Genomic DNA, 19,253 nt, shown 5'->3' on the forward strand with positions numbered 1-19,253 from the left:
CTACCCGCTGAGCATTCACCCTCCGTGCCTCACTTCTAGGCTATAGTCCCGTTTGATAAGTCGAACAAGTGGAAGTAAAAATCATGTCCGTTAATGGTGCTGCCGTTTCCGCCAAAAAAGCGGAGCTCACCGCCTCTGGCGCCTTTTTTGAGGTAGGCCCTATCGAGGTCGAAGGTAGGGAATACCAGGGCTACAAGCACGCCCCCGCCACTGCGCTGGAAGTGCTCAACAACGCCCGCAACCACGGTGCCCTGGACTTTCTGGTCTATGAGGATAGCCGCTACACCTATACACGTCTTTTTGCCGAGGCCGATGCGCTGGCCGCCCAGCTACAGGGCGACTACGAAATCGAAAAAGGCGACCGCGTTGCAATCGCCATGCGCAACAACGCCGAGTGGATGATCACATACTGCGCAGCCACACTGATTGGCGCCATTGTTGTGCCGATTAACAGCTGGGGTAAGCGCGAAGAACTCGAATACGCGATTTCTGATTGCAAGGCCTCACTGCTGGTGTGCGACGAAGCGCGCTTCCACTTGATTGAAGCTGACTACGCAGCGCTGAACATTTCTGCGATTGTCGTGCCGACCAGCGCTGACTTTCAGCGCCCCAGCGAGGTAGCCCTGTTCGACGATGTGGTGAGCGCAGGGGAAGACCAAAGCTATACAGCGCCGAATATTTCGCCAGACGATGGTGCGATTATTCTCTATACCTCCGGTAGCACTGGCTTCCCCAAAGGCGTACTCCACCGTCACCGCAGCATTGGGCAGGCACTGATGAACATGATGTTTCTCGGTCTGCTTGTCGCAGAGTTCGAAGGAGGCCCACGGGAGTATCGCGGTGGCGCCGAGCGTGAGACGCCCATGCTGACAGTGCCCCTGTTCCACGCCACCGGCTTGCTGGGCGGTTTCTACCTGCCCATGATGCTGGGCCAGAAAGTGGTCATGATGTACAAGTGGGACAGCAGTCAGGCACTGGCGCTGATTGAGCAGGAGCGCGTCACGGGTGTTTCAACCGTTCCGGCTATTCTGCAGGACCTATTGAACAACCCAGACTTTGAACGATACGACACCAGCTCGCTGATGCGCATTAGCGCTGCGGGCGCAGCAACACCCGCAGGCCTGCCCGAGCTGATTGATGCCCGGATCGAAGATCCAAGCCGCTCAGCTGGCTATGGCATGACCGAGACCATGGCCGTGGGTGCGACCATGAGCGGCGCCCTGTTTGATTTTCGTCCCGACAGCGCCGGCGTGATCTCCCCGATCATGGAGATGCGCTTCGTGGCTGCGAACGGTGAAGAAACGGCAAGCGGCGAACCCGGTGAAATTCAGATGCGGGGCATTTGCTGCACCCAGGGCTACTGGGAAAAACCCGACGCCAATGCCGACACCTTTTCCAAGGACGGCTGGATGAGCACCGGCGATGTGGGCAAGCTCGATGAAGAGGGATTTCTGTACATAACCGGACGGATCAAAGAAATCGTGATCCGCGGCGGTGAGAACATTTTCCCGGGCGAGATCGAGCAGGCCGCGTATGAATTATCGTCCGTCCGAGAAGTGGTCGTATTCGGCGAACCCGATGAGGCCATGGGTGAGGAAATGGTCATGGTCGCCTTCCCGGAACCCGATTCCGGCCTGGAAGAGGCGACATTGAGAGATTTCCTCAAAGGCCGTCTCGCGGGCTATAAGGTGCCACGCACCATTGTCCTAAGCGATTCTGCCCTGCCTCGCAATGCCAGCGAGAAACTGCACAAACTCAAGGTCAAAGAGGCCTATCTCGGCAACTGAGGACATCGTATGAAGCTCACTCTGGAGAACCGCGACGATCGCCTGCTAGGCAAAATCCTGGGCACCCAGGCTGAGCACAACGGCGACACGCGCTTCCTTGTTACCGACGACGTCACCATCACCTTCGCCGAGGCGGATGCACAGACCAATTGCCTTGCGAATGGACTGCGAAGTCTTGGCATAGGCCCGGGTGATCGGGTAGTGCTTCTGCTGTCAAACTGCCCCGAGCTGGTACTGCTGACACTGGCCATCAATAAGCTGGGAGCTATATGGGTTCCGATTAACACGGACTACAAAGGCGAATGGCTGGCCGACGCCATTGTCGGCAGTAAGCCGGCGCTGGTTGTTACTGACACCGGCCTGGCGCCAAGACTGGCGGATATTTGCGACGCACTGGGCGACGTTCAGTATGCGCTGCTGGGGGATGCGTCAGCATCGCTGCTCCCCGGCGCCGTCAGCTACCAATCACTGCTGGGACACGCACCGCTGCAACCAGACTACAGCCAGCAGAACTGCTCAGATACCTGCGCCATTCTGTGGACTTCCGGCACCACCGGTAAATCCAAAGGCGTCATGCAGAGTCACAACAACTGGATTCGGGCCATTGTGGAGGGAGCCTCCATTCCCTACGACTCCGCGCCGGACGATGTTATCTACTGCCCCCTACCCCTCTATAACTCGGGAGCATGGATTACCTGCGTTTATCGCGCGCTGATTGAAGGTATCCCCTGCGTTCTGGAACAGAGGTTTTCCGTCAGCACATTCTGGGAGCGTATTAATCACTTCGGTGCCACCCAGGTGTTCGCCATCGGCGCCATGGGCAGTTTTCTCATGAACGCCCCAGCCAGCGCCGACGACGCCAGCAATACCTTGCGCAAAGCCCAGATTGTGCCCATGGCGCCGCAGCTGTGGACAGCCTTTGAGCAACGCTTCGGCGTCGAGCTGATAACCTCGGGGCTGGGCATGAGCGAATGCCTGCTGATCATGAATCACAATAACTGCGATTCGGACGTGCCCTCCTACGCGCTGGGGCTGCCCACCGACGATCTGGACCTCAAACTGTGCGATGAAGAGGGTCGCGAGGTCGCACCAGGCACGCCCGGCGAAATTTGTATTCGGGCCAAACAACCGAACGCGCTGTTCAATGGCTACTTCGACAACCCACAAGCGGATGCCGCGAGCTTTCGGGGTGACTGGTTTATGACTGGCGACCTGGCCAGATTCGATCCCGAGAGCGGCGCTTACTTTTTTGCCGATCGCAAGAAAGATGCCGTGCGTTTTGCGGGCCGTAATATCTCAACACTGGAAGTAGAGAGTGTGGTGCGCCGCCATCCCGATATTGCCGACGTGGCTGCATTCGGTATTCCCGCGGCGGAAAACAGCAATGAAGACGAGCTCAAGCTGGCCCTGATTCTGAAGCCGAAAAGCAAACTTTCTCCTGAGGCGCTGTGTCAGTTCATCAATGACAATGCACCTTACTTTTTTGTCCCGCGCTACATCGATTTCGCGACCAGCCTGCCCTATACGCCCACCCAGAAGGTCCAGAAATTCGCCTTGCGGCAGCAGGGCAACAGCGCATCCACCTGGGATTTGAAGAACTCATCCTTCAAGGTGTCACGGTAATCATTCAGCGCTTGTTACTGCGCACCCTTTAGCGTTATATTCGAACCACTCTTCGGAGTGTGGTACTACTTTTTCGATGTATAAATCTAACAGTCGGGGTGTAGTAATGACTCAAATAGTCTCTTTTGGGGCTGCCATGGCAGTATTTGCAGTATTCGTAATGACAGGCCTGGGCCCGGTAGCAGGCTGATAAGCTCGTCGCGCTTCGATGAAGCGCGAGCATCTATTTTTCCGTGACGGCAGCATCGCCACTCACTTCTTTCAGCTGGTTCAAATAAGCAACCACTCTTGCTCGACCTATGAGGGCACCTGCTCTGTCGCCACAGCCCGTTGCAGGGTCTCCGCCTCAACGCCGACCAGATTGCGGTAGAGAATCCCGTAGGCGATAAGCATCATCGGCACTGTCCAGATAAAGGGAATACCCAGCAGCATCATCGACCCAGCCACAATCAATAGAAATACCAGGTCATACCCGAATACGGCAAACCAGTGATGGCCGATAATCTTTCGACTACTTTCCAGCGCCTCCCATAAGCCCATTTTTTTGTCTACCATCAGGGGCAGCGCAATCTGGTAGGACACCGCGAGATAAATCCCCGGAAGCACAAGTAATAGCAAGCCCAGAACAATCAGCAGATTCATCAGTATGGCCAGCAGGAATACCTTCAAGGTTTGGTCGTACCAGGCAAAGATGCTCTTGGGATTAGGTGTGTATCCACGCGCGATCGCCACACCGATAAAGCACAGCCCGATGGCCATGGGCGTGAGCACAAGCGTTGTCACCAGGTCGCCGATGAACTTGACGGGACTGCCCGGATCGGGCACCTCGCCACTGCCCGCGCCGTCCAGCAGGCCAAAGAACACGCCCATAAGAAAGGCCAGGCCCATATAGAACATCATCGCCATCCACACGGCGCCCTTGTTTCCCGACGTCCGCTCCCAGGCCTCCGTGAGCACTGCGCCAAGACGAAATTCAGTGTTACCTTCGAGGCCCGCCTGCAAACTTCCCTGTTCAGCTTGTTCTTCGATTATTATATCCATTCGCCGTCCCGCTCCCGGGTAACATTGATATACTCAAAATATAGCATCTCTTTAAAAGGACACAGAATGCTTTCTGTCGCTCGACCAATGCGTATCATCGCATCTGCAGGTATCGCCTTGTGCTTCACAGGCGCTGCCCACAGTGATACCAGCGACAGCGAGAAAGAATCACCCTGGCTGCTCACGCCTACCGTCAGTGCCGACCCGAAACTGGGTACTACGCTAGGCGCGGTCGCTGGCTATATTCACAAGTTCGATGCGGAGTCGGCGCCATCACTGATTACCAGTTTTGGCACCTATAGCGATACTGATTCCTACGTCGGCGGCGTCTATGGCGATACCTACTTTGGCGCCGATGAGCACAAACTCATGTTTGGCTACGTCAACGGCAAGATCCGCAACGAATACGACGATTTCCTGGGCACCGGCGTCTCGGCAAAGACCGAGGATAATATCGAAAGCCTGTTTGCCCGTTACCTGAACCGCATTGGCGACAGCCACTGGTATATCGGTGGCCAACTCATCATGTCCGACTATGTCGTCGGAGCAGATGGCATCTTCGACCGCATTCTTGAGCAGATCGGCCTTACCGGCTTCCAATCCAACGGCATCGGACTGGTGGCTGAGCTTGATGACCGTGACCACAACCGCAACCCCAGCAGCGGCCAACACCTGGTGGCTCACAATGTGGCCTACCGCGAGGGCCTCGGTGGCGAAGAGTCATTTGATTCCCTGCAGGTGAATTACTCGCATTACTTAAAGTTCGGTGCCAAGGAACACGTGCTCGCCACCAACGCGCGCGGCCGCTGGACGCACGATGCACCAACCTCCGGGTTTTCATCCCTCAATATGCGTGGCTATACGCGGGGCAACTACCTGGGGGAACACTATTCACACATCAACCTGGATGCCCGCTTCAACATCAAGGGGCGCTGGGGTGCGTCGTTGTTTGGAGGGCTGGGTTGTCTCTACTCCAAAGTATCGGCCTGCGATGACTCGGACAATTTGTTTCCCATGCTCGGCGCAGGCATTATTTTCGACCTGAAGCCCGATGCCGGCATTGTGCTGCGCCTGGAGTATGCGGCAGGCAAGGACGACAACGAGGGCTACTACCTCAGCCTGGGACAACCCTTTTAGGCAGACTGCGGGAACCCGAGTTCCTCAGCGACAACCCGGATTTCGGCCACCTCTTCTTCACTGATCTCGCCGTCGGCGGCAGCCACCGCATGCATGCTCTCGACAAAATGCGCCGCTTGCTCCGTCGTAAAGAGTTCTGTTCCGTGGCCATTGAGGGCGGTACGGCAGCGCACCTGCGACATGGCCAGCTCCATGACCAGATCAACTTCGCCACTGCAAGGCCTGAGACATTGTTCAATACCTCGCGAATGGCCTCGCGCTCCGCATCATCCATGCGGTTGTCTGCCATCGCCACGCGGGTCAGCGCCAGTGAGAAGGCCGATAGATAGAGCGAAGATTCCGGGTCGTGCTGATCAAGCAAGCGCAACATCTGGCTGGTATTGGCGGACATCGCCTCGCTAACGGATTTGATCTCACCATCTTCCAGATGAAGAATACGATCTGCCACGTCCAGAATGCGATTGTCGTGGGTCACGAGTATCACAGCGGCCCCCTGCTCGCGACACAGCACCTGCAACAAATCCACCACGTTGCGACCCGACTCCTTGTCCAGCGATGCCGTTGGCTCATCCGCCAGAATCAAAGAGGGTCGCGATAACGTCGCCGGCCTTGACCTGTTGCCCCTCTTCCACCCGTAAATCCATGATGACCGAGCCCAGACCTGAGGGTCCCGCGAGGCGCAATACACCGCCCGCAGGCTCAATTCGGCCGAGGCTGCTGACGACCCTGGGTTGAGCCATGGCATGCTGAATGAAAAGCAACATGAGTACCGCAAAAATTGCGCTGGCGCGGCGCATAACGGAGATCCCTCTACGTATTATTGTGCCTCTAAGAATAGATAAGATAAGTGCTTTGGCAAGGCGCTTGTTCTGATGCAAACTACGCCTCCTCGCAAGAAACACCATTACAAGGAATAACCTCCATGGGCAGCACCCACACCTTCCAGCAAGATCCTCGCAACGCTGACATTCAGATCAATATTAACGGCGAACTTTTCCACCGCGATCAGGCTGTTATATCCGTTTTCGACTCAGGCTTTATCCTCGGTGATGGCATCTGGGAGGGGCTGCGCCAACACCACGGGGTCATTCCATTTCTGAACAAACATATGAAGCGCCTCTGGGAAGGTGCCAAGGCCCTGGACCTGGACTTACAGATATCGCAGGATGAGCTAAAGCAACGGCTGTACGCCACCCTGGACGCCAACGGCATGGAAGACCACGTGCATATCCGCTTGATGGTGAGCCGCGGCATTAAGGCAACACCCTACCAGGACCCCGCTGTCACCATTGGCGGCCCCACAATCGTAATTATCCCGGAGTACAAGAACCCCGACCCCACTCTCAATGATCGCGGCGTCAATCTGTACACCGTGTATGTGCGACGGGGCTATGCGGATGTGCAGGATCCGCGCATCAATAGCCACTCCAAGTTGAACTGCATTTTCGGCTGCATCCAAGCGGCAAAGGCCGGCGCTGACGAAGCCCTCATGCTCGACCCTCACGGCCATGTCGCCACCTGTAACTCCACACACTTCTTTATCGTGCGCGACGGCGAGGTCTGGACCAGTAGCGGCGACTACTGCCTCGACGGCATTACCCGCCGCAACGTTATCGATTTGTGTAAGGCCAACGACATTCCGGTGTACGAGAAAAACTTCTCGGTGATGCAGGCCTACGGCGCAGACGAAGCCTTCGTCACTGGCACCTTCGCCGGGCTTACCCCGGTTTTCGATATCGATGGCCGCACCATCGGTGACGGCAAGCGTGGCCCTATGGTCGATCGCCTCCAGGCACTCTACAAAGACATGATCGCTGCCGAATGTGGTCGGGGCCGCGTATGACAATCAGGATTGCCATGTGGTCGGGCCCGCGCAACATTTCCACTGCGATGATGCGCGCCTGGGAGAACCGACCTGACTGCGAGGTCGTAGATGAACCGTTTTACGCTGCATATCTCGCCGCGACTGGGCTCGATCATCCCATGCGTACTGACATCCTGGCCGCGCAGAGCAACGACTACAACACCGTGATCGAACAGTTGACCGGAGCCAACGTCGCCAGTGAGCTGCAGTACCAAAAGCACATGACGCACCATATCCCGCGGGGAATGGACATGCAGTGGTGCAAGCCCCTGCGTCACTGTTTTCTGATTCGCGACCCGGCCGAGGTCATTGCTTCCTATGTGCAAAAGATGCCCGGCGTCGATGAAGACGCCATTGGCATTACCCGGCAGGCAGAACTGTTTGATGAAATCACGGACATCTGCGAGCAAGCCCCTGCAGTGATCGATTCCAATGATGTGTTACGCAATCCGGAGGGGGTTTTAGCCGTACTGTCTGAACAGCTGGGGCTGCCCTTCACCGCCCGACACATGCTGCAGTGGCCTGCCGGGCGACGCGACTCTGACGGCGCCTGGGCGCCCCATTGGTATCACAACGTCGAGCAATCAACCGGCTTCGGGCCTTATCGACCGAGCCAGCCAGCGCTGCAGGGCGCACATGCTGATCTGGCGCAGGCAATGCAAGCACCCTACCAGCACATGTGGCAGCGACGGATTCAGGCCTGACGCTTACTGCTTGCGCCACTCATAATCGATACGAACCCGGGTGCCACTCGGTGCGTCGGCGTCTGGGGCAACCAGTCGATAACTGAAACCTGCCTCAGGAATGGCTGCACTACCGAAAGGCAGCTTGGGGTTCTGGTAGCGAGTGGGCGCCGCGTCGGTGAACTCACTCACCGGCGCAAAAGCTTCGGTGCGCTTGACCTGCATCTCACCATCAACAGCATGGTAGTACTCGATGCCCCGCTCGTACGGCTGTAGTGAAAACGGTGCATCCGCTGAATGCTCGGAACGCAGCAGGCGGTCGTAAATACGATACTGGGTCTTACCCTGACGAATGCGCAGGTCAAACAGCGACGATGCCGACTTGCGTGCCCGCCGGTCTTCGCCGGGCAGCAGCGAATTAACGATGGTATAGCTGTACATCAGCTTGCGCCCATCCCAGCTAATAGACTCCACCGGTGGCAACTTGCCATTGAGCTCCTCAGCGCAGGCCTTGCGCTGTTGCTCGCTGACGTCGGTGGAGTAAAACGCTGGCTGGCGCTGAAAACACATGACGTCGACAAACGCCTTTTCCAGCTGCGGCTGGGCCTCATCGTCAAACTCCCACCAGGTCCAGCCATCCTGCTCCTGGAAGTATTTGTCGGGCATCATCGGAATGCGGAATTCCTGGGGCGTGGAATCCACTACCAGCAGGAACCCTTTGCCCGGACCGAATTCGGCGGGGTCGTTCTGGCTCCACAGATACTCGCCGTTGTAGTACCACATGACGACACCGGGGCGATAATTCGCCGAGACTGCCTCCATCTCGCCTTTCTCATTAGGAAAGAAGCTAAAGCCGGGGTGCGACAACCCCTGATCGTAGTTCTTCACCTTGGCGAAGGTGGCGTAAGGGTCACGATATTCCAGCACATAGAAGTGCGGTACTGTCAGGCTGTGAGAACCTCCGGACAAGGTAAAGCCCTTGCTCTTCCAGCCACTGTTTAACTCAGCTGCTTCGAAGTCATCGCTGAAATCAACGGCTGCAAATGCCACGTTATCCACCAACGCGCCATTTTCCGCGGCGGCCATATCAGTGAAATAGGTAATGCGCAGAGTGACGTTCTTGCCGCGATAGGCTTCGAGATCAAAACTGGCAGTCACCCACTGGGCGGCGCTGCAGGGATCAACGCTGGCATCGCCTATGCTGTCTTCGGCATTGCGCCGATCCGCGGCGGGGTCACAGGCGGGGGCGGTCTCCACCTTGTTATCGCCATCGAGATCTCCGCTTAGACCCGTAAAGCCGGGAATACTACCCTGCCCCTCGTGCCCCTTGTTGGACGGCATAACACTCTGCTTATCACCCACATCCTGTTTGTCCATTGGCATAATGCGCTCAAAGGCGCCGCCGTCCGCCGCGATTTCCACGTACAGGTAATCCCACTCCGCCTCGATTTCGAACCACAGGTCCATCGATAGTTGCAGCGGTGCTGATACCGACACGGAAGTGAGATCGAAATCGCGCGACAAACTGCGATTCATATCGTTGCCCTGACCGGAATACGCGGCCTGCTTGCCATTGGCTGCTGTGAGCGGCCCCAACTCGATCTCGCGATACTTCGGGGGAAGAATTACCATCGCCGCATCACAGGCGTCGCCCGTCGCACCGGGCTGTCCCGACCAGTCGTTCATCGTCTGCAGGTACAGGCTGCCCTGCGACTTGCCACCAAACCCCTGGGGACGGACCACGCAGGGATCCATCCAGCCCAGCACCATACGACTCCAGGCGCTCATCTCCTGGGGCGAAGGGCTCGCCGTAGAAGACATCACGTCCCAGCCCGCGGTGGAGTTGTTGGTAACCCGCGCATAGATATCCGGCAACCCCAGGGAGTGGCCAAACTCGTGAATAAAGGTTGCCACTTCGGTGTATTCGGACTGCATGTTGTAATCCAGCACCCACAGGCCATCGCCCAACTCGATGCCACCTCGCACATTCATCACGCCATCAACCTCAGGGCCGCTGTCGAGGTTGTACTGCAGGGCAAAGCGATGCGGCCAGATTCGATCGGCGCAGGCTTGTTCGTCAGGTGTAAGTGAATCAAAGGCGTCTGCACTGGCATTGGGGTTGAGCTTCTCACCGAGCTTGTACAAGCCCTGGCAGGATGACTGCCCCTTACCCGCCACAATCATCACGAAGTGGTCGATGTAGCCATCCGGCTCGTCGCGATTGCCGTCGCCATCAAAATCCTGAGGGTCCCACTGGTCGTAGTCAGACCAGGGAAAGTCGGGGTGTTCCGCATACGCTGTTTTGAGCGCGTCCACGACGAGTTCACTGGCCCGCTCGTCGCTGCGCCACTGACCGTCGCTGGTCTGCACCGGTCGTCCATAGTGGCTGAGGGTCCGCTTGAGCTTCACTACCGGAAATATATCGCCGGTAATGTTGTATCGCCCCTTGGACGCGTGGCGGTAATAGTGAGAGAGCGTGTCTTCAGCCGGGTTTGCAGGGCCGGCGGCGAACAGCAGCTCCTGAAAATACGCGCGGTTCTTTTCGTCCTGACGGGGGTCACCGGCAAAGCGATCGTAGCCAACATCGGTAAAGCTCACCGGTAGAATCAACAACTTGTGCGGTTTGTCCGCTGGAGCCAACGCCGGCTGGATGGAGTCACTGGCGATCTGCGGGTGACCAAGCTGGTCAAATTTCATGCCGGCGAGGTTATCCACCATCTCAATGGCGTCCTGGGACACCGGTTTGGCGTGGACAGCGACAGCCATTGTCGCAGCAACTCCTGCGGCAATAAAAGTTCGTAGTGACATGCTAAGCCTCATTATAGGATTTTGCGCCAGTCTAACCGCAACGTGAGTCCCAAGACTACAGCGCGGCGAAATCGGGGCAACGTCAGGCGCGCGCCACCAGAATGCCGCCGACGACAATCAGCGCCGCACCACCGAGCAGGTAACCGAGATTCATTCGGGTATACTCGCTGAAGACAATCAGCCCCAGAACCACCGACACCAGGGTACTCATGTTGGCCAGGGGGACCCGCTTGGAAATGGGCTCGGCATACACCGTCAGCACCATTGCCAGGCAGACAAAACCCGCTCCAAATAATAGGCCGTGTCCCGTCGCGTAGGCGCCAGCCTTAAGCGAATGGCTATTCTCGGGAAAAGCAAAATACGCCACCAGCGACGCAATGAAAATACCTGCGGCAAAATAGACAAGATAGGGGCTCTGCCCTATACCGATGTCGTTGCTCTGCTTTTGCAGCAGCGCACCGATGCCGAACGCAAACGCGGGAAGAACGCCTCCCACCAATAAACCCATAGAATGATTCATAGCTACCCTCTCCTGTCGTCGTGCATTCAAGCATGCGTTGCAGTCGGGGTGAAGCGAGTAGTGTGACAAGGAAATGAGGAGGCCTTGAAAGCAAGCCGCCGCAAGGCTGACGCTCCGGAACCGGAGCGTCATGGTGGTGCGATCAGGAAGACAGCCCCTGTACGTTTTCCAGGGCTTCGGCATACTCGTTCAGCAGCGAGTACATGATGTCACGGCAGGATTCCTCGGTATTCATCTGGCCAACCACCTGGCCTACCGGGTTAAAGGCCACTTTCTGACAATCCTCCACACCGGCGTAACGATGCGTGCGGCGCACCGCATCGAAGGTCAGATAACCCTGAAGCGGCATGGGCAATGGGTCAGGCGTGTCTTCCTGCTCCCAGGCCTCCGTCCATTCGTTCTTCAACATACGGGCAGTCTTGCCAGTAAAGGAACGCGAACGCACGGTGTCTTCAGAGCTGGCAGACTTGTAGGATTCGCGCTGTGCAGGCTCGGACTGGGCTTCAGTGGAAATCAGCCAGCGCGACCCCATCCAGACGCCTGCGGCGCCCATGCTCATGGCGGCCAACATTTGACGACCATTGCCAATACCACCGGCTGCCAGCACCGGCAGCGGCGCGACCGCATCAATCATCTGTGGCCACAGCACCATGGATGTAACTTCACCCGCGTGACCGCCACCCTCTGATCCCTGACACACGACAAAGTCGAGCCCGGCTTCTTTGTGGGCGATACCGTGCTTAAGGCGCCCGGCCAGTGCCCCAATCAGGCGACCAGCGTCGTGAACCTGCTTGACGATTTCGGGTGGAGGTGTGCCCAGTGCATTCACAATCATCTTGCACTTGGGGCGTGTAAGGGCCTCATCCACGAGAGCCTGTGCCTGCACCGCAGAAAAGCTCAGGCTGATCCCATCATTAGCATCGGGCCACTCGGGCACACCCGCATCATTGAGCAGCTTGGCGGCAAAATCCCGGTGCTGCTCTGGAATCGCCGCCTGGATCATCGCCACCAGTTCCTCGGGTGTCGACTTGTCCATACCCTCGTACTTCTGGGGAATGGCAGTATCCACACCGTAGATGTGATCGCCGATATGGGCGTCGATCCAGTCCAGTTCTTCCTTGAGCTGCTCGGCGGAAAAGCCCACGGCGCCCAGGACGCCAATGCCGCCAGCCTTGGAGACTTCAACGACCACGTCGCGACAGTGGGTAAAAGCGAAAATCGGCGCGTCGACGCCGAGTTGTTTGCAGAAATCGGTTTGCATCAGCCTGATCCAGTTATTGGTCGAGGCTGACAGGATCGGCCCTGAAGCGCCGAAAGAGAATGACGAGTAAGGCCGAAAGCTATGGACTATTTAGTCGAGTATGCCCAGCTCGTCGCAAACCCCATCCAGTGTGCGGCTGATATCGGTCTGCACCCGGATCATTTCCAGTTTCGACCAGGTGGCCCGCTCTCCGGCCTTGATCAGCTTGAGAATCTCAGGCTCTGACAGGTGCGCCAGGATTCGTGCAGGATTGTGGAAACGAAACGGCGGCATAATGTTGATATCACCCATGTAGTCCTGGTTGATCACCGACAGCATAGTATTGGTCAGCCGATTCAGGCGCGGCCGCCTGGCGAGCGGCTTCTGCATGATTTCCGCGGAAGCGTTAATCCACTCCCGGGCCGTGCGCGTGGCCGCCGTCTTGATGATATCGCCGCGCGTATTGCGGCGGTTTGAATCCCGCACAAACGGGATGATATGTGGATTGGTCTGGCTCACGATGTAGTGATTCACACCGTACAGCCTGGCCAGGCGCTTGGCGGGCAAATCGTCTGACATGGCGCCGTCCACCCACTTACGTGATGGCAGGTATTCTTTCTTGTCGCCGTACTTGTCTCTGGCCATCAGAGTCACCGCAGGAAAGACGCCAGGCACAGCCGTGGATGCCATGATGGCCGAGCGGATTAGTATATTCGGCGTCGTGGTCGCATTCAGCAAGCGCGACGTCTGGTGGGTCTCAGCCGGTGCAATCGACACATTCATGTGGATACCGGTGATTTCGAAGGCCTCCTGAAAAGTGAGATCCGGTACCAGCCGCTCGACGATTCCGTACACCTCGTGTATCTGGAGGAGCTGCGGCCGTATTTTGTGCAGCGCACTGAGCTCCTCTTTCTCCTGTTCAATCTGGGTCAGTAAGTAACTGGGATCGAAAAACTTCTGTCGCTCCTGCTCAGCGCGGGTGGCCAGCATACTGCCGACAAAGGAGCCGCCGCTGGAACCCGACAATATATTGGGTAGCAGCCCGTGCTCGTTAAGAGTCCTCACCACTCCGACATGGAAGTACAACAACATGCCGGAACCGCTCATCATCAGCGCAGAGCGACCGAAGCAGTGATTGGCGCGGCGGAAGAAGTCGAGCCGCTCCTCGTCGCTGATGTCCGGATGCTCCACAGTGGCCAGCAAGCGCAGTGAATCGGCGATTTCACCGACATAGTCTTCAATGACCTGCTTGGTGCCCAACCGCGCTACCTTGTATAGCGAGGCACGACCCATACCACCCATATTGCCGTGTATGCCTTCATTGAGGGTGAACAACAGGCCCGGATAATCGTGGCGGGCACGCAGTTCACGCAGGCGGTCGAGTCTGCGTCGGATGGATACAAAATCGTAGTCGTGAGACTGGTCGCGATCGCGCCAGCGCTGTCCGCCAGAGGTGGCGTCATAATCCAAGGCCGCCTCACGCCACTCATCGTAACTCTCTGCGGCCGCCATGGCCTTTTCAATCTTGCGCAGCGCTCGCTTGCTCACGTATCCACCTGTCGTTGCTTTATTATTTCTGCTCTATTTAGCCCGAAAGCGATCTTGCAGTGCAAGTAAGCTCAGGCAGCGGCACTGCCACCTGGCTGTAACTCTGGCACCGCACGACGCAGGACATCGAGGTAACCGTTGGCCAGCGCATCTTCATGGCCCACATAAAAACCACGCTGGCTCAACAGCCGGTGCAGTGCTGGCAGCCGATAACAGGGCACACTGGCAAGGAAGTGATGCTCCAGGTGATAGTTGACGTTGTTCGGGCAGAACAACAATCGTTCCAAGGGATTGGCGTATGTCGTGCGGGTGTTCTTGCGCGGGTCAGTGTCGTACAGGTCAGGCACGTTGCCGTGTTCCGCCACCTGGCGAATTCTGGCGATCAGCGGGTAAGCGAAGAAATACGCCACCAGCCACAACAGATAATAGGCGCCGACGCCCAGGGCCAGCATCACCAGCCACATCGCGACGTTAACCGCCAGCCCGCGCATTTCCGAGTGGGTTTCCTCGCCGTCGCGCAACATGACATTTCTGCCCTGCGCCGATCCCACCAATGAATGCAGCAGAAGCAGCCCGGTCTGGCCGGTGAGATCACGCTTGATCTTACGTTTAAAGCTGGCCTTACTCACCGGATAATTCTTGTAATTAGGCAGATCGGGATCGTCCTCGGTACCGGCGAACCGATGGTGTATGCGGTGCGACTCTCCGTAGGCGTTCACATCGCCCATGATGGGATACGCGCAGAACCATTGCCCGACCCATTGATTGAGCGACGCGGTTTTGAACAACGCCTTATGACCGGCTTCGTGCATGAGCACCGCCAGCCCCAGTTGGCGCCCGCCCAGCAACGGAATGGCCAGCAACACCGTCACGATATTCGTCCAATGGATGACGATGGCAAACACGGCGATGATCATGGCCCAGTTGAATACTACCAACCAGGCACCCCAGGCATCGCTGCGCGCGGTAAACTGAGTAATCTCTTCCTTGCTCAAAAAGTCAGTGGCCTTCATCGTTATCTCGCTTCCACATCGATACCTGAGTATATCCTGTGACCGGCTCTGATAAGTAGACGCTAGCTGCCAGGAAAATTGACCCGCGTGACTGACAGCAGGCTTTGCAATCAATTGCACGGAGGTAATAATAGGCCCCTTTTAGCCCCCGAGAGCGTACTCATGGCCGATTTTGAAGCCGTCCCCCTGCCCCACCGCGACAACTACTCAGACGACGACATGGCCCGCCGCGCCGGCGACTATCTGACCCACATTGCCCGCCGCCACTCAGTGCGTAGCTTCAGTGACAAGCCCGTACCCAGAGAGATCATCGAACAGTGCATTCGCGCCGCGGGAACCGCCCCGTCAGGCGCCAACCACCAGCCGTGGCACTTTGTCTGTGTCAGTAATGCCGGCATCAAACGCAGTATCCGCATCGCAGCGGAACACGAAGAGGGAGAATTCTATGGCGGCAAAGCCAGCCAGGAATGGCTGGATGATCTGGACAAACTGGGTACCGACCATCACAAGCCCTTTCTGGAAATCGCTCCCTGGCTGATTGCCGTATTCCTGGAGCGCAGCGGCGCTGATGAAGAAGGAAAAAAACGCAAAAACTACTACATGTCTGAATCGGTGGGCATCGCGACCGGCTTTTTGCTGAACGCCCTGCACAGCGCCGGGCTGGCAACGCTGACCCATACGCCCAACCCGATGAAGTTCCTGAGCCAGATACTCAAGCGACCAGCCACCGAACGCCCCTATATGCTGATAGTGGCCGGGCACCCGGCCGACGACGCAGAGGTTCCAGCGGCCGCACTGGAGAAAAAGCCCCTGGAGCAGATTGCGACGTTCCTGGACTAGGACCGAAAGCCTGCCCAGGGCGTTGGCAGCGCCTGGATCTCTTGAATGAGATCGGCGGGCAGTGTTCCGGGCATGTCATAGGACGTGCTGTCCGCAATCGCGTCAGACAGACCGCCAAACTGCCGCTGGATCTCGGCAACGACTTCATCGTGCCGGCCGATTGCCGCAAACAGTTGCATGACGTCATCGGACACCTCTGCGGGCATCGCTTGCCACTGCCCATCGCGCGCCATCTGATTGAGCTTTGCGCCCAGATCGAGCAGGTCGTGTTGCTCCAGCACGGGCCAATAGGCGCGGGTTGCGCCATAAAAGGCGACCCGTGAGCGGTAAAACTCCAGGTTCTGCGCCACCTCTTCATCGGTGGCACCGGTCACCAGAAATCCACCACCGGTCACCTGCAGATCAGATCGTTGGCGCTGACCGCGTACAAGCCCGGTCTCCAACTGGGGCAGAATAACGTTCTCGATATAGCGCCGCGTGCAGAATGCGTGCAGGCGCACGCCATCGGCGACCTCGCCCGCCACGCGCAACATGGCCGGCCCCACGGCCGCCATGGTAATGGGGGCGCCTCATAAGCCATGGGCTCCGGAGTAAAGTTCGGTGTCATCAGGCTGAACTGGTAATGCTCGCCCTGAAAGTCCAGCTCCTTGCCGCCGCTCTTCCAACAGGCCCAGATCGCGCGCAGCGCCTGAATATACTCTTTCATCCGCGGTGCCGGCGGTGTCCAGGGCACCGAGAAACGCCGCTCGTTGTGCCCTTTCACCTGCGGGCCAATGCCCAGCACAAAGCGCCCGCCGCTGGCCGATTGCAAATCCCAGCAGGTGTTTGCCAACACCATGGGCGAGCGCGGGAACGAAATGGCCACGCCGGTGCCCAGCGTTACCCGCTCACTGCTAACCGCGGCCACCGCCAGCGGCAGAAACGGGTCGTGGCGGTTTTCCTGGGTCATGACACCGTCATAACCTGCGCTTTCGATACGGCGAATTTCGTCCGGCACCCGGGCCAGATTATCCTGGACCAGCGTGGTGTGTATTTCCATGAGAGGGGTTCCTACTGCAAACCTTGGATGGCGCGATTTATCAAAAAACTATTATCCCACTCTTCGATGATTTTCGGAAAATAGCCAGCGGAACGCCTCAACCCAGGGATTGAAGCCCCACTGGAACACTGCCAGCCCTAAGCTCATTTGCAACAGATCGACAATACGAATTTCGCTGCGAGGTTCATCGCGCCACTCGGCAGATACTTCCCACAGGATCTTCGATCGACTCAATCTGGCCCTCGGATATCGCATGACCAATCAGTGGCGCCTGTATCGACTTATGCATTGACTACGACTGGGTGAGGCTCTCTGCGGAGTAATCGTCGCGATACCATTCCAGCTGTATCTGACCGCGATGCAGCACCATCAGGCTGAAGGAAGCAAAATAAGCGGCGTACTCCACCATATCGGCCAGCGCACGCTCCGACACCGTGCGACCTTCACCCTCCGCCGCCGGCAAACCTCGCTGCGCCGGTGCTCCGCGCACTAGCTCGAGGTTATCGAATACCTCTGAATAGGCGCCTTTGCCACTGGCCGAAAACGTCGCCGTCATCCGCTTCCAGAACACGGGTGCCGTATAATAACCCCACGCCAGAAATGCGATGACAGCGCATAGCGAGACCAACAGTAGCTTGCGAACCACGAACTTCAGCCCAGGTGGTTATTCTGCACCGTAGCGCAGCATGCCTTGCGCGACATCAATCGACTTCAGGAAGCTCTCAATAGATACCCATTCGTCAGTACCGTGGATACCCGAGGCCTGGGTATAGTCAATGACCGCACCGTGGAATCGATATTGGTCACGCGCCAGTTCCACGTAATGGCGAGTATCTGTCGTGGCCATTAACAGGCTCGGTACAGGCAATGCGTCCGGATAAACATCAGCCACCGCACGGGTAATCGCGGCGTAACCCTCCCCCTCGGTGCTGGCAGTACCCGGCATGCCCGTCCAGGGGCTGGAACTGATCTCTACCAGTTCGTCATCAATCACGTCGCGCACATAGGCAGTGACCGACTCCACCGTATCACCCGGCAGCAGACGGAAATTCACCTTGGCCTCAGCGCGCTGCGGCACAACATTTTCCTTAACACCCGCGTTAAACATGGTCAGCGCAGTGGTCGTGCGCACCATCGGCGCGGTGAGACGATCCTTGGACATCAGCCAGGCGAGTAGTCCCTCACTCAGCCACAGGTTGTTGAACAGAAATTGCTGGGGCTGGCCCATATGCGGCGCCAGGGCGATAAACATGGCTTCTACCGGCGGCGATATTCTCGCTGGAAAGGGGTTTTGTTCCAGTTTGTCCAGCGCCCGGGAGAGCCGGCCAATAGTCGATTCGGCGGGCGGATTAGAGGAATGACCTCCCTCACCCCGCGCTGTCAGCGTCAACGTAGTGTAGCCCTTTTCGGCGATATTAATCATCGCAATCGTATGTTCGGGTAGCAGCGGATTGCTTGTGAGAAGGTAGCCGCCCTCATCCACCATCCAGGCGAATGTGAGACCGCGTTCGCGCATTCTCGCTGCCAGGGCTTTCGCGCCATTGCGGCCACTGACCTCCTCGTCGTGACCAAATGCCAGCGCAATGGTTTTGCGCGGCGCATAGCCCTCCTCCAACAAACGGTCCACCGCCTCAAGAAGGCCGATAACACCCAGCTTATCGTCAAGCGTACCGCGCCCATACACACGCCCATCTGCTATCACACCGGCAAAGGGCGGGTGGGTCCAGTCAGCCTCGGTGCCGGGCTCAATCGGCACCACATCATGGTGCGCTGTGAATAGAATACCCTCGGCACTCGCCTCACTACCTCGCCAGACAAGTAGCAGACTAAAATCATTAACCCACTCTGCTTCCAACTCAGAGAATACCCTTGGATACGTATCGAGCAGAAATTGTTTGAAGGCACCAAACGCCTCGCGATCCACCCGGGACGCGTCCTGATGGCTAATGGTTGTAAACTGGACGGCCTGCGCAAGTCGTTCCTCTGGCGCTGACCACGCCAGATGAGCCTGACAGACAAGCGTCGCCACTAGCGCTAAGACTTTTTTCACGCCATACCCCTACTGTTGTTGTAGCAACAATGTACCAGTTCCCGCCGCAAATCCCCACGC

17 protein-coding genes and 1 pseudogene are annotated in these 19,253 nt (G+C 57.5%); 6 read left to right on the forward strand and 12 right to left on the reverse strand.

Annotation, left to right across the window (positions count from 1 at the left end; genetic code table 11):
- Positions 1-83: 83 nt before the first annotated feature.
- On the forward strand, positions 84-1,787 hold the full coding sequence (locus BST95_RS13305) for a class I adenylate-forming enzyme family protein (protein ID WP_084200098.1): 1,704 nt from the start codon (positions 84-86) through the stop codon (positions 1,785-1,787).
- 9 nt (positions 1,788-1,796) lie between these two features.
- Entirely contained in the window at positions 1,797-3,410 is a 1,614-nt protein-coding gene (locus BST95_RS13310) for an AMP-binding protein (protein WP_084200099.1), read from the forward strand.
- A gap of 297 nt (positions 3,411-3,707) precedes the next feature.
- Here BST95_RS13310 and BST95_RS13315 read toward each other — a convergent pair whose 3' ends face one another.
- Positions 3,708-4,451 (reverse strand): DUF975 family protein, encoded by a 744-nt coding sequence (locus BST95_RS13315; protein ID WP_084200100.1) that lies wholly within the window; start codon positions 4,449-4,451, stop codon positions 3,708-3,710.
- A 66-nt stretch (positions 4,452-4,517) separates the two neighbouring features.
- Here BST95_RS13315 and BST95_RS13320 point away from each other — a divergent pair, with 66 nt between their 5' ends.
- A complete protein-coding gene (locus BST95_RS13320) occupies positions 4,518-5,588 on the forward strand; it encodes a BamA/TamA family outer membrane protein (protein ID WP_146004161.1) in 1,071 nt (356 codons plus the stop codon).
- On the opposite strand, the gene BST95_RS21415 is transcribed toward BST95_RS13320, so the two are convergent.
- Entirely contained in the window at positions 5,585-5,782 is a 198-nt protein-coding gene (locus BST95_RS21415; protein ID WP_084200102.1) for a TerB family tellurite resistance protein, read from the reverse strand. The two genes, BST95_RS13320 and BST95_RS21415, sit on opposite strands and share 4 nt — an antisense overlap.
- A 372-nt stretch (positions 5,783-6,154) precedes the next feature.
- Positions 6,155-6,385, reverse strand: a complete 231-nt coding sequence (locus tag BST95_RS13330; protein WP_169843941.1) for a biotin/lipoyl-binding protein — start codon at positions 6,383-6,385, stop codon at positions 6,155-6,157.
- Between the two features lie 125 nt (positions 6,386-6,510).
- Here BST95_RS13330 and BST95_RS13335 point away from each other — a divergent pair, with 125 nt between their 5' ends.
- Together BST95_RS13335 and BST95_RS13340 are read left to right on the forward strand one after the other, a co-directional pair.
- Entirely contained in the window at positions 6,511-7,431 is a 921-nt protein-coding gene (locus BST95_RS13335; protein WP_084200104.1) for an aminotransferase class IV, read from the forward strand.
- Positions 7,428-8,156 carry a sulfotransferase-like domain-containing protein gene (locus BST95_RS13340; protein WP_229801568.1) on the forward strand — a complete coding sequence of 243 codons (729 nt, stop codon included), beginning with the start codon at positions 7,428-7,430 and terminating at the stop codon, positions 8,154-8,156. The genes BST95_RS13335 and BST95_RS13340 overlap by 4 nt, the downstream gene beginning before the upstream one ends.
- 3 nt (positions 8,157-8,159) lie before the next feature.
- On the opposite strand, the gene BST95_RS13345 is transcribed toward BST95_RS13340, so the two are convergent.
- The 5 genes from BST95_RS13345 to BST95_RS13365 all read right to left on the reverse strand — a co-directional run bounded on the left by BST95_RS13345 (position 8,160) and on the right by BST95_RS13365 (position 15,264).
- Entirely contained in the window at positions 8,160-10,943 is a 2,784-nt protein-coding gene (locus BST95_RS13345) for an immune inhibitor A domain-containing protein (RefSeq protein WP_229801569.1), read from the reverse strand.
- 82 nt (positions 10,944-11,025) lie between these two features.
- Positions 11,026-11,463, reverse strand: coding sequence for a hypothetical protein (locus BST95_RS13350; RefSeq protein WP_084200105.1), 438 nt, complete (start codon positions 11,461-11,463; stop codon positions 11,026-11,028).
- A 142-nt stretch (positions 11,464-11,605) separates the two neighbouring features.
- Entirely contained in the window at positions 11,606-12,724 is a 1,119-nt protein-coding gene (locus tag BST95_RS13355) for an NAD(P)H-dependent flavin oxidoreductase (RefSeq protein WP_084200106.1), read from the reverse strand.
- A gap of 90 nt (positions 12,725-12,814) precedes the next feature.
- A complete protein-coding gene (locus BST95_RS13360; RefSeq protein ID WP_229801570.1) occupies positions 12,815-14,251 on the reverse strand; it encodes a DUF3336 domain-containing protein in 1,437 nt (478 codons plus the stop codon).
- Positions 14,252-14,322: 71 nt separating this feature from the next.
- Complete coding sequence (locus BST95_RS13365) at positions 14,323-15,264, reverse strand: fatty acid desaturase family protein (protein WP_084200107.1); 942 nt, start codon at positions 15,262-15,264, stop codon at positions 14,323-14,325.
- A gap of 162 nt (positions 15,265-15,426) precedes the next feature.
- Between BST95_RS13365 and BST95_RS13370 the strand changes: the two genes are divergently transcribed.
- Complete coding sequence (locus BST95_RS13370) at positions 15,427-16,104, forward strand: nitroreductase family protein (RefSeq protein WP_084200108.1); 678 nt, start codon at positions 15,427-15,429, stop codon at positions 16,102-16,104.
- On the opposite strand, the gene BST95_RS20990 is transcribed toward BST95_RS13370, so the two are convergent.
- From BST95_RS20990 to BST95_RS13390, 4 genes and pseudogenes are all read right to left on the reverse strand, one after another.
- Entirely contained in the window at positions 16,101-16,637 is a 537-nt protein-coding gene (locus BST95_RS20990; protein WP_276205890.1) for an LLM class flavin-dependent oxidoreductase, read from the reverse strand. The two genes, BST95_RS13370 and BST95_RS20990, sit on opposite strands and share 4 nt — an antisense overlap.
- A 56-nt stretch (positions 16,638-16,693) precedes the next feature.
- Positions 16,694-17,143 (reverse strand): annotated as a pseudogene (locus tag BST95_RS20995) (LLM class flavin-dependent oxidoreductase); the annotation flags it as partial.
- 292 nt (positions 17,144-17,435) lie between these two features.
- Complete coding sequence (locus tag BST95_RS13385; protein WP_084200111.1) at positions 17,436-17,789, reverse strand: hypothetical protein; 354 nt, start codon at positions 17,787-17,789, stop codon at positions 17,436-17,438.
- Positions 17,790-17,807: 18 nt separating this feature from the next.
- Positions 17,808-19,193 (reverse strand): M20/M25/M40 family metallo-hydrolase, encoded by a 1,386-nt coding sequence (locus tag BST95_RS13390; protein WP_084200112.1) that lies wholly within the window; start codon positions 19,191-19,193, stop codon positions 17,808-17,810.
- Positions 19,194-19,253: the final 60 nt, after the last annotated feature.

This window comes from Halioglobus japonicus, from assembly GCF_001983995.1.
Taxonomy (GTDB): Bacteria; Pseudomonadota; Gammaproteobacteria; order Pseudomonadales; family Halieaceae; genus Halioglobus; species Halioglobus japonicus.